This is a genomic window from Luteibacter sp. TLI7-4A (assembly GCF_056754745.1).
In genome coordinates this window covers 1257384-1270514 of record NZ_JBPGWO010000001.1, presented here as the reverse complement: position 1 = coordinate 1270514, position 13131 = coordinate 1257384, and the positions used below count along the sequence as shown (strand labels likewise).

The 13131-nt window shown below is 63.8% G+C and carries 10 protein-coding genes; 3 read left to right on the top strand and 7 right to left on the bottom strand.

Going from position 1 to position 13131, the window contains the following annotated elements:
* Nucleotides 1–44 precede the first annotated feature (44 nt).
* Nucleotides 45–1265, bottom strand: coding sequence for a carboxylate--amine ligase (locus tag ACR9Y6_RS05620; protein WP_481280398.1), 1221 nt, complete (start codon nucleotides 1263–1265; stop codon nucleotides 45–47).
* Nucleotides 1266–1356: 91 nt separating this feature from the next.
* On the bottom strand, nucleotides 1357–2223 hold the full coding sequence (locus tag ACR9Y6_RS05615) for an NmrA family NAD(P)-binding protein (RefSeq protein ID WP_481280397.1): 867 nt from the start codon (nucleotides 2221–2223) through the stop codon (nucleotides 1357–1359).
* Nucleotides 2224–2367: 144 nt separating this feature from the next.
* Here ACR9Y6_RS05615 and ACR9Y6_RS05610 point away from each other — a divergent pair, with 144 nt between their 5' ends.
* Entirely contained in the window at nucleotides 2368–3282 is a 915-nt protein-coding gene (locus ACR9Y6_RS05610; RefSeq protein WP_481280396.1) for a LysR family transcriptional regulator, read from the top strand.
* A 40-nt stretch (nucleotides 3283–3322) separates the two neighbouring features.
* On the opposite strand, the gene ACR9Y6_RS05605 is transcribed toward ACR9Y6_RS05610, so the two are convergent.
* Both ACR9Y6_RS05605 and ACR9Y6_RS05600 read right to left on the bottom strand, forming a co-directional pair.
* On the bottom strand, nucleotides 3323–3670 hold the full coding sequence (locus ACR9Y6_RS05605; RefSeq protein WP_481280395.1) for a zinc ribbon domain-containing protein YjdM: 348 nt from the start codon (nucleotides 3668–3670) through the stop codon (nucleotides 3323–3325).
* 33 nt (nucleotides 3671–3703) lie between these two features.
* Nucleotides 3704–3922: a CopG family transcriptional regulator gene (locus ACR9Y6_RS05600; RefSeq protein ID WP_481280394.1), complete on the bottom strand. Its 219-nt coding sequence runs from the start codon at nucleotides 3920–3922 to the stop codon at nucleotides 3704–3706.
* 82 nt (nucleotides 3923–4004) lie between these two features.
* On the opposite strand from ACR9Y6_RS05600, the gene ACR9Y6_RS05595 reads away from it, so the two are divergent.
* Nucleotides 4005–5747 (top strand): SulP family inorganic anion transporter, encoded by a 1743-nt coding sequence (locus tag ACR9Y6_RS05595; protein WP_481280393.1) that lies wholly within the window; start codon nucleotides 4005–4007, stop codon nucleotides 5745–5747.
* Entirely contained in the window at nucleotides 5734–6087 is a 354-nt protein-coding gene (locus ACR9Y6_RS05590; RefSeq protein WP_481280392.1) for a YkgJ family cysteine cluster protein, read from the top strand. The genes ACR9Y6_RS05595 and ACR9Y6_RS05590 overlap by 14 nt, the downstream gene beginning before the upstream one ends.
* Nucleotides 6088–6093: 6 nt before the next feature.
* Here the strand turns inward: ACR9Y6_RS05590 and ACR9Y6_RS05585 are convergent, their stop codons facing one another.
* The 3 genes from ACR9Y6_RS05585 to ACR9Y6_RS05575 form a co-directional block, all read right to left on the bottom strand.
* The gene (locus ACR9Y6_RS05585; protein WP_481280391.1) at nucleotides 6094–7689 is read right to left on the bottom strand and encodes a tryptophan halogenase family protein; all 1596 of its coding nucleotides are present in this window, start codon (nucleotides 7687–7689) and stop codon (nucleotides 6094–6096) included.
* A gap of 151 nt (nucleotides 7690–7840) precedes the next feature.
* Nucleotides 7841–10279: a TonB-dependent receptor gene (locus ACR9Y6_RS05580; RefSeq protein ID WP_481280390.1), complete on the bottom strand. Its 2439-nt coding sequence runs from the start codon at nucleotides 10277–10279 to the stop codon at nucleotides 7841–7843.
* A 285-nt stretch (nucleotides 10280–10564) separates the two neighbouring features.
* The gene (locus ACR9Y6_RS05575) at nucleotides 10565–13066 is read right to left on the bottom strand and encodes a glycoside hydrolase family 3 protein (protein ID WP_481280389.1); all 2502 of its coding nucleotides are present in this window, start codon (nucleotides 13064–13066) and stop codon (nucleotides 10565–10567) included.
* Nucleotides 13067–13131 lie beyond the last annotated feature (65 nt).

Below are 13131 nucleotides of genomic sequence, written 5' to 3'. Positions count from 1 at the left end.
TGGCCAGACGCTCTTCGCGTCGCACTAGTCAGGACAGACGTGTCTCAGGCCGAGGTTCCTTGCCTTGCCGCCAAGGCCGTGTCGCGCTTGCGCACGACACGTTTGTGCAGCAAGGACCCGAGCACGTACAAGGCGGGGCGCGGATCGCTCCACCGGAATACGTGCAGATCCGCCCTCGCCCACTGCATCGCCAACCGTAAGACGCCGCCGATTTCCTGCTTTGGCGTTCGCCCGAGGCTGGACAGGTCATGGTGGAGATCGACGCACAACTTGCCGGTCGGATAACGTCGTGAGGCCATTCGCACCGGCTCGCCCAGCGCATCCCGCCAGGCCATCTCGCACACGTTCACCCCATGACGGGCAGCGAATTCGACATACGTCCATGCGCGCGTGTTGACTTCGATGATCCTGAACTGCCCGTCTCGCGGATCGCGCTTGAATTCAGCGCTGAAGATGCCACGGTAACCCACGTCGTCGAGCAGGCGGCGCACCTGCCCCACCGCCTCCTCCGCCCGATCCAGCGGAACCGAGCACGAGCAGGAGCTGTTTCCGAAATCGGGCGGAGACATGCGCATCCGCTGGCGAACGAACAGCCCGGGATAGGCGCCGCTGGCGTCGCGGAATCCGTCCACGAAGAAATGCTCGGTCGCGGGTCCGGGGATGTATTCCTGGGCCATGAGCGAGAAGCCCTGGGCATGCAGACGGGCCCACGTGTCTCTCAGCTCGTCCCGAGTGCGGACCCATACGCCCTTGACGCCCACGACGTCGCTGAAACGCTGCGAATTCACAGGCTTGATGAAGACGCGCTGGAGCGTTTCCATGGGAACCGCATCGACCTCGGCAAGCGAACCCAGATGGAAGGTTCGAGGGTGTGGAATGCCCAGGCGCTCGAGGTGGCGGGCAAAGGTGGCCTTGTCCTGCAGGAGCGCCTGGACCGCACGACTGGCGGTGGATACCCGGAATCGTTCCTGGAGATCGGACGGCAGGCCGGACAGCCACATGGCGATGTCGTCCGCGCCGGCGATCAGGACCGCACGCTCCAGCGGCACCGCGCGCAACGCATCCTCCGCGGCGGGGCCCGGGCGACCATCCCATGAAGCTCCCGGGACAGGACGGTACCAGCGCGATCGCGTCGTGAGATCGTCGGGCGGGCATGCCATATAGACGGGAATCCCGGCCATCGTCACGGCACGCAGGATGCCGAGCGCCGTGGCCCCTTGGCCCATGACGATGACCGGCACGCGGCCGGCGTCGATGACGTTCATGATTCCCCCTCGCGCGCGCCGCCCTGCCTGGTGACGGTTCCATTACATGCCAAAGATGCGCGAGGCGGCAGTCGACCGCATGGCCTATCCCTCAACCCTTCCGTTCGACCAGGCGGGTGATCGCTTCGTCCAGGGAGACCTGCCCCTTTCGGGCATGGGCTCCCCGGTCCTCGAAGTCGATCCAGCCCTCATTGAAACCGTCGATCATCTGCATGCGCAGTGTGGGATGACGCATACCCTGCTGTCGGAAGATGCCTTCCCACTGCTCACGCGGAACGATCTGCGCACGGACGTTCCGACCCAAGGCGCGGCCGAGCGCCGCCGCCATCTGGTCGGGCGTCACGCGCTCGGCGGCCTCCAGTTCGACGATCCGGTGTCCATCCCAATGTTCCATCAGCAGTGCGGCGGCGGTGCGGCCGACGTCTACGGTGGAAATCATCGGCACTTCATGATCGAGTGGCTGAAGATAGGAATGCAGCACGCCTTCGTCGCGCGCCGATGCGATATCCCACTCCGCGTTCTCGATAAACCAGGCGGCGCGCAGAAACGTGATGGGAAGCATCACGTCCGCCAAGGCCGCTTCGACCATCCCGAGCGCGTTCAAGAGATTGGGCCGGGTCGCCTCGGCACCGACCGTCGACAGCACCACGACCTTGCCCGGTCGCGCCCGGGTCAGGGCGCGGCGAACCGCCTCGATGCGGGGCCGTAGCTCCGGGAAGGTTGGCTCCGAGTCGTAGATCGGGGGGAAAAGGATAAAAGCCCCCTCCACACCACGCAGTGCCTCGGTGAGCGATTCCGCGTCGTCGAAGTCGGCGACGGCTACCTCGCAGCCCTTCGCGGCCCATGGCTGGCCCTTGCTTTCGTCCCGGACGATCGCGCGAACGCTCCTCCCTGCGCCGAGCAAGGTGTTGGCGAGCTCACCGCCGACGCGCCCGGTAATGGCTGTAATAGCGAACATAGGTCACCTTTCAATAGTCGATTGCGGATAGGGCAAGGCGGGTCGGGGAAGGCCTTGCCGACGATCGACTGTAGCCGCGGGGGACCACCTGTGATTAGATGCAAATGGCTCAAGCTTTCTTTGCATTTTTTCAAGAGTGCACCCATGCCGATCGACGCGCGCTTGCTTTCGGGCGTAACCATCCTCGCCGCCGTGGTGGAACACGGCAGCTTCACGCGGGCGGGTACGCTTCTGGGCCTTTCGCCTTCGGGTGTGAGTCGGGCCATTTCACGCCTCGAAGCGCGCATGGCCATCCGGCTTATCGCCCGCTCGACCCGCGCGCTGAAGCTGACGGCCGAAGGGAGCCGCTTGTATGAGATGGCGGCGCCTCACCTGGCAGCCATCGAGGAAGCCGCAACGGCTGCTTCACGCAATGCGTCGGAGGTCACCGGACTACTACGCGCGAGCGTGGCGGCTGCGTTCGCACGCCATATCCTGAGCTCGCGACTGCCTGAGTTCGCCCGGCGCCATCCGGCTCTCGATCTTCATATCAGTCAGCATTCGGACGCCGGCGACCTGAATGCCGATGGGGTGGATGTCGCTGTCCGATTCGGTGCCCAGCCGTCATCGAGCATGATTTCCCGCCGCCTTCTCGAGACGCGCGTGCTCACCGTGGCATCTCCCGCCTATCTGGAGAGATGCGGACGCCCTGCTCATCCGTCGGAATTATCCAACCACAACTGCCTGCAATTCGTGGATCCCCAGAGCGGCCGCCCCTTCGACTGGGAGTTTCAGCGCCCCGGAGAGACACTTCCCGTCAGCACGGCCGGCAAACTGACTTTCTCCGACGTGGATACGAAGATCGGAGCGTGTCTGGCTGGGGGCGGAGTCACTCAGGTATTGGCGATCAGTGTGCGAGACGAACTGCGCCGCGGCACGCTCGTGGACCTTTTTCCGGAATGGCCGGGCGAGACCTTTCCGCTGTACATCGTTTGGCCCTCGAGGAAATTCACGCCGCTCAAGGTTGAAAAGTTCGTCGAGTTCTGTCTCGAGGTGGCTCGCGACATTCAAACGGACTGATTGACGTTCCGGAAGAAGATCGCCCATGACGGCGAGGCTCTCAGGCCTTTTTCAAGAAGCACACCTTGAGTACGAGGCCCTTGATCTTCTCCGAATTCCCTTCGATGTGCTCGGCATCGCCATCCACCAGGCGGATGCCACGGATGATCGACCCTTGCTTTAGCGTGAGCGACGAGCCTTTTACCTTCAGGTCCTTGATCACCACGACGGAATCGCCGTCATTGAGCACGTTGCCGTTGACATCGCGCACCGTTACCGGCCCCTCTTCGACCTTCGCCGACAGCGGGAACCATTCGTGCGCGCAATCCGGACAAATGTACATGTCGCCGTCGGGATACGTGTTTTCCATGGCGCAAAGCGGACACGCCGGGATATCTGAGGTTTCCATGCAAAGGCTCTCTTGATCGGTAGGGCAGATACGTTATTTCTTTCTGGAGCGGGGCCCGGATGCTTCATCGGGCAAAGCCTCGTCCTCCGCATGCCAGGGACGCCCCGAGGCGCGCTCTATGTATTCCCTGATGAGGCCGCGCACGACCTGGGACGGTGTCGTGTCCGCTTCTGCGCACAGGCGCTCGAGAACCGCCTTCTTGCGTGGGTCGATCAGGATGGTTAGTCGAGCGGTACGGTTTTCGGTGGGCATACCCGGACAGCCTGAATCACATGGAGTATGCATTCTATTATAATACGATTCACACTCTATTTGCCTTACCCCAGGGGAAACGATGGACGCGGAGGCCGCTCGCAACTACCTGCGCCTGTATCTGCCGAAGCTGTACACCGTGTTCTCCGAAGGCTATCGCTGGCGCGACCTTCGCGGCGACGCGATCGCAGGCCTGACCGTCGCCATCGTGGCGTTGCCGCTGGCCATGGCGCTGGCGATCGCCAGTGGCACCACGCCGGAAAAAGGCCTCTACACCGCCATCGTCGCGGGCTTCCTGATATCAGCCCTGGGGGGCTCGCGCGTACAGATTGGCGGCCCCACCGCGGCGTTCATCCCCGTGGTGTTCGTGGTCATCCAGAAGTTCGGTTTCGGCGGCCTGGTCCTGTGCACGCTTCTCGCCGGCCTGATGTTGATCGCTGCCGGGCTCTTGCGGCTCGGCACCCTGATGAAGTACATGCCCCAACCGGTCATCACGGGGTTCACCGCGGGGATCGCTGTCAGCATCTTTTCCAGCCAGATCAAGGACGCACTCGGGTTGTCCATGGCCACCGTGCCCGCCGACTTTCTCGAGCGCTGGATCGCCTATGTGCACCAGCTTCCCACCATGCAGCCAGCGACCGTGGGGCTTACGGTGATCGGTCTTGCCGTGATCGCGGCGATACGACGCTGGCGGCCCGGATGGCCCGGCTTCCTGATAGCCCTGCTCGTCTGCACCGCGCTGTGCGTGGGCTTCGCTCTACCCGCCGAGACGATCGGCAGTCGGTTCGGCGGATTGCCTTCGGCGCTGCCGACGTTCGACGTGCCGCATATTCCCTTCGAGCGCACGCGCGAACTGTTGCCGAGCGCGTTCACCATCGCCTTTCTCGCGGGCGTGGAATCGCTGTTGTCGGCCGTGGTGGCGGATGGCATGACGGGCGGCCGGCACCGGTCCAATGGCGAACTGGTGGCACAGGGCATCGCCAATGTCGGCTCCGCCTTGTTCGGCGGCCTTCCCGCAACCGGCGCCATCGCGCGCACCGCGACCAACATACGGGCCGGTGGCAAGACACCGCTGGCCGGCATCATCCACGCCGCCCTGCTGCTGGTGTTCATGCTGGCCCTGGCGCCCCTGATGAAGTTCGTGCCCCTCGCCGCCCTGGCCGCCGTACTGCTGGTGGTGGCCTGGAACATGAGCGAGATCGACCATTTTCGTCACACCCTGTCGGCGCCCAAAGGCGATGGACTGGTGTTGCTGCTGACCTTCGGCCTCACCGTATTCTTCGATCTCACCATCGCGATCGAAGTGGGCCTGGTGGTATCGGCCTTCGTCTTCATGTTTCGCATGGCGGAGACGGTCGAGGTCAACACGGGCATCAAGCTGCTGGATGAAAACGGTGACGAACGCGCCATGAGTGATGACGCTTCACAACGTGCCCGGCTGCCGGACGGCGTCGAGGTGTTCCAGATCAGCGGCCCGTTGTTCTTCGGTGCGGCCAATCGGCTGGACGATCTGCTCGACCAGTTTCAGAAGCCACCCAGCGTCTTCATTCTTCGCATGCGGCTGGTACCCATCATCGATGCCAGCGGTGTCCATGCCCTCAAGACCTTGCTGGAGCGCTGTCGCAGACGCGGCATCGTACTCGTCGTCTCCGGCCTGCAACCGCAGCCACAAAAGGTGATCCGGGCCATGGCATTGCACCCGCGTGAGGGCGAGTTGTATTTCGTCGACCACTACGAGGCCGCGTTGGCACTCTCGCAAGAGCTGAGCGTCAGGCATTCTTCTGCCGAGAACAAGAAAGGGTCGAAACCCGATGACACCAAATGACCGGACCATCGAGTCGCTGCGCCGGCGCATCCCCACGTTCACCTGCATCGTGGGCTGCCATGACTGTTGCGGGCCGGTGACCGCTTCGTCGGAAGAAGTGGCGAGGTTGCCCACCCGAACCGAGGCCGAACACGACAAGGCACTGTCCGACCTGAGCTGTCCGTACCTGGGCAAGCATGGTTGCGAGGTCTACGGGGAACGCCCGCTGATCTGCCGCCTGTTCGGCACGACACCACGGTTGCCCTGCCCTAACGGAAAGCGGCCGGTGTACATGATCGATACGAGGACCGAGGCCGAGATCCACCAGTTCCTTGCGCGGACACGGCAAGTGCTGTTGTGACGCGTTTCAGCGGGAAGCGGAAGCCACGATGCCCGCATCCGACGGCTTGCGCTGCACATGCTCTCGGCACAACTGTTCGACAAGCGCACGATGGTCCGGCAGGTCGTCAAGCGCACGAATGGCCGCCTGCTGGATCATCGCGAACTCCTGGCGCGCCGCTTCCATCTGCGGATAAGCGCTGCGCATGGGCTCGAGATCGGTCTTGAACTCCATCCCATACAGAATGTACTGCCAGCTGGAAGTCATGAACATTTCCAGGTCGCTGATGAAATCCAACCGGTGCGGCGGACGCCGTTTCCACTTCGCCAGCTTTTCCTGAAGCGTTTGCGGAATGCTGGCTGAGTCGGCGTTGTCGATCCAGAACGGTGAGTCACGCCGCTGGCTCAGGCAATAGTGCATCTTGATGAAGTCGATGATGCGGTCGTAGCGGGCCACCATCATCTCGTTGAAATGACGCGCGGCGCTTTCCATATTGTCGGTATCGCCGGGCAACAGGTGCGTGAGCAGATAGGTCGCCAGCTCGATCAGCGCGATGCCGGTGGATTCCAGCGGCTCGACGAAGCCGCCGGCCAGGCCTACCGCCACGCAGTTCTTGCGCCAGTGCTCGGGGCGGTACCCCGTCTCGAACTTGATATGCATGGCCTTCAGGCCTTCGCCGGCACGGCCCAGGTAGCGCCGGAAGACTTCCTCGGCACGATCGTCGGTCGTGTGCCGCGACGAATAGACATAGCCGGAGCCACGCCGCTTCTGCAAGCCGATGTCCCAGATCCAGCCTGCCTCCTGGGCGGTGGAGATGGTGTACGAGGGGATCGGTGCATCGGGGGTGTCGTACGGCACCTGCATGGCCACGGCGCGATCGGCGAAGAGCACGTCCGCCCGGCTGCGGAAGGGGGACTGCATCACGTTGCCGATCAACATCCCGCGTAGCCCGGTGCAGTCGACGTAGAGATCGGCGGTCAGCTCACCCTTCTCCTTCGTCACCACGCGCGCGATGGCTCCGTCCTCGTCCAGTTCCGTGCGCTCCACCGTCGCCACATGCCGAACCACGCCGAGCGCCTGCTGGCCGTGCTCGGCGAGCACGCGTGCGAAGCAGGCGGCATCGAAGTGGAAGGCGTGATTCATCGGTCCCTGGTAGTCCGCGTCCCTTGCGCGCTTGGGAGCGCGCGAATAATCGACCAGGATGCTCTGCATCGACACGGCATCGGCGAACGGCATGCCTTCCGGGGCGGCACCCAGCAGCCAGTACGGCAACAACTCGGGGCCGCCCGGACGCTGGCTGGGTACGTTGAAGGGATGAAAGAAATGGTCCGCGCCGGGTGTTCCGGGCGGCCGCACCCAATGACGATAGTGAATGCCCTGCTTGTATGTCGCGGTGGCACCGACCAGGAAGCGACGCTCGTCCAGGCCGATGGCCGACAGCGTGCCGCGAATGGAGGGAAACGTGGCTTCGCCCACGCCGAGCAGGCCGATGTCCGGCGATTCCACCAGATGCACCTGCACGCTCCGGGGATCGACCGCGTTGACCGCCTTGGCCAGATAGCACGCCGCCAGCCAACCGGCGGTGCCCCCTCCCACGATCAACACTTTCTTCAGACGCGCCATGATGTGTCCCGGAAAGAACTGCCGGGCCGCCCCACGCGGACCCGGCAAAAACGCCATTCACGGGGAGAATGGGCGACGCTCTTCCGAGCGTCGCCGGCAGAACGGCAAACCTCAGGCGGCAGGTGCGTCATGGGGGCCGCCAAGCATCACGTCAGAACCACACACCGACCTGGACGCCGTAGGTGCGCGGCGCGAGGTACTGCGACACGTACTGCAGCGAGCCGTCGGACATCTGGAACCGGCCGGCACTGGTGCGGGTCTTCTCGTCGGACACGTTCTGCACGTACGCGTTGACCCACCACTTGTCGCCCGGCTCGCTGTAACGCAGCGACACGTCGCCACGCGTATACGCCTTCTGCCGGTCGCCCGACCCCAGGTTGAAGTAGCTCAGCCACTGCGAACTCTGGTACTGCGCGCTGACGCGTGGCGTGAGGCGTCCGCCGTTGGCAAGGTGGAACGTGTGCTCGTAGATGCCGGTGAGCGATATGTTCGGTGCATGCGGCAGGTCGTTGCCGGTGACGTTCATGCAGTTGGCGAGGTTGGACTCCGGCGGGCATGCCGGCAGGCCCTGGTAGTCGTTGGACCCTGCATAGACCAGCCTGCCGAGCTCCTTCTTCGGAATGGCAGAGAAGATCAGGTTGAAGCGATCGTCCTTCTGCTGATAAGCCAGTTCCGACTCGATGCCGAAGACCTTGGTGCTGCCGCCCACGTTGGAGAAGCCCAGGCCGTGGTTGCCATCGGGATAAACGATGGGCGCGGAAAGCTGGAAGTTCTTGAAGTCTTCGTAATAGATGGCCGAGTTCCACGTCATGTGGCCATCGAAGAAGGTGAACTTGCTGCCGATTTCATAGTTGGTCAGCGTCTCGGGCTTGTACAGCGTGCCCGCGTCCTGCGTGCCGCCGGACTTGTAGCCCGTGGACACGCTGGCGTAGAGCAAGCCGTTCTCGCCGACGTCGGTATCCAGGCGCACCAGCCAGGTCGGCTTGCTCTTGCTGTACTTGGCGCTGTTCCGTTGCGAGATGTTGAAACCGTTCGACGGGTCCGGATACACGTCCGGAGAGATCGGCACCTGCGGCACGTTCGGATCGTAGTTCCAACCCCAGTTGATGCCGCCCTTGTTCTCCTTGTCGTCATGCGACCAGCGCACGCCTCCGGTGAGGCGCCAATGGTCGTTGAGATGCCAGGTGGCCTGGCCGAACAACGCGTACGACTCCACCGTCTCTTTCGGCTGGATGAAGGAACCCTGCCAGCTCACGGTGCCGTAGCGCGTGCCGTTCATGATGGGGATGTCGAAGCGGATGTCGTTGTCTTCGTAGCCGTAGTACGCACCGAGGATCCAGTCCACCGTCTGCGGACCGACGGACTTCAGGTTGATTTCCTGGCTCCAGCTCTTGTAGTTGGAATCGTTGGTGCGGTCGTCCTGGTAGACGCCATTGGTGGTGAAGCTGGTAGGCACGCTGACACCGACGTCCTGGTCGAAGTCGCTCTTGCCGGAGTATTTGTTGTAGCCGGCGATGTAGCTGAGCTGCACGCCGTCGTTGATGTTCCAGTCCATGCGGCTGCGCACCGTATGGGACGTACGGTCCAGGTACGGCGCGGTGTCGATCAGCGCGGACCAGAAATCCTGCCCCTGGCGCGGCGTCTGCATCAGGCTGAGGCTGGGCGTGCCGCGATCGCGGAAATACTCGTACGACAGGTTCCACTTGAATGCGTCGCTGGGCTGCCACAACGCGCTGACGCGCGCGGCGGACTGATCCTGCGAGTTGTACTTGTCGCCGCCCTGCACGTACTGGCCAGGGTCGATCGGCTTGAAGTTGGCCAGCGAGCCCCCGGAGATGGGCGAAGCGAGATACGCCTGCTGCTGCTGCGCCACCGTGGGCAACTGGCCCGACGGCTTCTGGTAATCGACGTAGCCATCGTGTTGCTGGTGCACCACGGCGACACGCATGGCGAAGGTGTCGCTGATGGGCAGGTTGAACGCGGCGCGCGCACCGCTCTGGTTGAAGTTGCCCGCTTCGACCTGCGCATTGCCGTAGAAGCCCGCGCCGATATCCGGCTTGGCCGTCTGGAAACTGATGGCGCCGGCGGTGGAGTTGCGACCCCAAAGGGTGCCCTGCGGACCGCGCAGCGTTTCGACGCCATCCATGTCCAGCAACAGGCCCGACGCGGCCTCGGCGCGTGGCGCATACACGCCGTCGACGAAGGTGGCCACTTCCGGGTCGGCGTACTCGGTCTTGGCGCTGTCGTTGCCGATGCCGCGCATGGTCAGCGTCACCACGCCATGATCGCCCTGCGACGTGCCTTGCAGGCCTGGCACCAGTTTGGTCAGGTCCTGCACCGTCATCACGCGCTCTCTGTCGAGCGTGTCGACCGTGATCGCCGTGACCGCCACCGGCGTCTTCTGAAGCGGCGTCTCGCGCTTGGTCGCGGTGACCGACACGGCATCCAGGTTCTGTACTTTCTTGTCAGCGGCCCCTGGATTCCTGGACGCCGGATTTTGCGCTGTCGTGTCCTGGTCTGCCGCGAGCAACGTGCCCGGAGCGAACGCGAGCGACATGGCGACATACAACAACTTGCGATGCAGATTCATCTGGCTCTCCCCAACAGTCGTTCGGATAAGTGTTGTCCGCCGCACACGTCGGCCATGACAAAGATTTCCCTACTCCCCCACGGCGCTCATACCCAGAATGACAGCGCTGTCATTGTGGGATGATAGAGCGCCATAGCGACGAATGCTTGCCGCATGGCAGCACGTCATCAACGCATTACAAACTCATGCCGCACGGCCCGGAGCGGCGCTTGGCGGGCCTTCCAACTACCTGATAATGGTGCAAAGCAAATAAACATCCCGGCATCCGAACCACGAAGACAAGCGTCATGGCTTGTCGCCGTGCGTCGGGCACGTCAACGTTCGGTCCGCCACCGTGCCCAGTGACACGTCGGTGATAACGACCTGCCCGCCGGAACGACTGGACCATTCAAAGGGCCGATCGATCTTGCTCATGTTCGCGCCGGCGTCGCGGAAGCATTTCAACGGAACACCCACGCGCAACCACTGCCCTTTAGGCAAGGCGGAAAGCTGCGGGCCGACGGATACCTGGCCGCCGCAACCGGCACCGCAGCCGATGCCGACGGTCGACGTATCCCCTGGCGACACCGCATCGATCCTCAACGTGGTCACCAGCAAGACGTCGCCGTTGGTTTCGCGTTCCACATCGAGCGGCGCGGGCGCCACCAGTTCGATACGTGCGGCACCGGCACCGACGCCGGACCAGGTCAGGCTGCGCGCGTCCTCCTGCGCCTTGTAGTCGAGCGCGCTGATCCGCAGGCTGCCGTCTGGCGTGGCGGCCGGTATGGCGGCGACATTCACGGTGTTGCCGTTCGCGCCGGTGAGACGCACCACGAAATCCTGTGCCGGCTTGCCACGGGTGAAGTAGACGCCGGCCTGCCCGGAACTCAGTGCGACGCCGGCATCCTCGGGCAACGCGCCGGTGTTTCCACGATCGGCATAGGTCAGGCCGAAGCCATAGGGGAACTGCGGACGCTCACCTCGTGCGGTGGCCGCGACCGGTACCTGTATCGCATTACGCGGCCACGCATAGGCCAGCTTGCCCTGGAAATCGTGTGCGATGCGGCCGTCCGCGGTACGCAGCAGCACATCGGCGATACCCTCGCCCTCGCTGCCCGGCAGCCACGCCACGACGAAGGCGTCCGCGGCGTTGATCTCGCGATTCACCCATAGCGGACGGCCGGTCAGGAATACCGCGACCACGGGAACGCCCTGTCCATGCAGCTTGCGAAGCAGGTCGAGGTCGCGGTCGTTGCCCGGGCGGTATGCGAGGTTCGGCAGGTCGCCCTGGAACTCGGCGTAAGGGTCTTCGCCGAACACCACGATGGCGACATCGGGCTTCTGCTTGTAATCGCCGTCCAGCGCCAACTCGGCACTGCCGCCAGCCGCCTTCACCTGTGCCTGGAGACCCGCCCAGACGGAGGTGGCCCCCGGGAAATTCGCGTTGGTCAGGCCGGTGCCCTGCCAGGTCAGCGTCCAGCCACCGTTCTGTTTGGAAATGTTGTCGGCACCGTCACCGGCCACCAGGATGTGCTTGCGCGGATCGATCGGCAGCACCCCCCGGTTGTTCTTCAACAGCACCAACGACTCGCGTACGGCGCGGCGCGCCAACGCACGATGCGAAGGACTCCCGATCACTTCCGCCGATCTGACCGCCAACGCATTGGCCGACGGCGAACCGGCTTCGAACATGCCAAGACGCATCTTCACCCGCAGGATGCGAGTCACCGCATCATCGACGCGGCTCATCGGAATCACCCCTGCCTTCACCTGGGACAGGGTGTTCTTGTACAGCCCCTTCCAGGAGTCGGGCGCCTCCAGCATGTCCAGCCCGGCGTTGTAGGCCGCGGCGCAATCCTCGTTGGTGCAGCCGGGCACTTGCCCGTGCGCGTTCCAGTCGCCCAACACGATGCCATCGAAGCCCATCCGCCCCTTCAGCACATCGGTGATCAGGGACTTGTTGCCGGCCATCTTCACTCCGTTCCAGCTGGAGAAAGAGACCATCACCACCTGCACGCCCGCCTTGATCGCAGGCACATAGCCGGCCGCATGCACATCGCGCAGCGTCTCCTCGCTGACCTGGGCATCACCCTGGTCCTTGCCGTTGTGAGTGCCGCCATCGCCGACGAAATGCTTGGCGGTAGCGATCACATGCCCTGCGTCGAGGAAGGCGGGAGTACCCGGCTTGCCTTCCAGTCCGCCGACCACGGCCGCGGCGTATTGCGCCACCAGTGCGGGGTTCTGCGAATAGCCTTCGTAGGAACGGCCCCAGCGCACATCCTGCGGCACGGTGAGCGTGGGCGCGAACGTCCAGCTGATGCCGCTGGCACGCAGTTCCCTCGCGGTCACTTCACCGATGTCGTGGATCAGTTGCGGATCGCGCGTGGCGCCCAGCCCGGAGTTCTGCGGGAATAGCGTGCTGCCGACCAGGTTGTTGTGGCCATGCACGGCATCGATACCGAACAGCACCGGAATCGCCAGGCCGCCGCGAGATGTATCCATGGACGCGTGGTAGAACGCATCGGACAGCGCCTGCCACTGCGAGGCGACAGGGAACGGCTGTCCGGGCGGCTTGGAGTTGCCGCCGGCCAGCACCGAGCCCAGGCGGTACTCGCGTACATCGTCCGGCGTCACGTACTTGATGTCGGCCTGGATCATCTGGCCGACCTTGTCTTCCACCGACATCTTCGCCAGCAGAGCCTGGATTCGGGATTCGATCGCTGGATCGGGCGGCAGCGGCGACTCGCCTTTTGGCCACCGCTCCGGATGAACGACGGTGCCATCGCCAGCCATGGCAGGAACGGTCATGAGTAACGCTCCACAAAAGGACAGCGCCATGGGGATGCTTCGTAAAAACAGGCTCGATCGCTGCA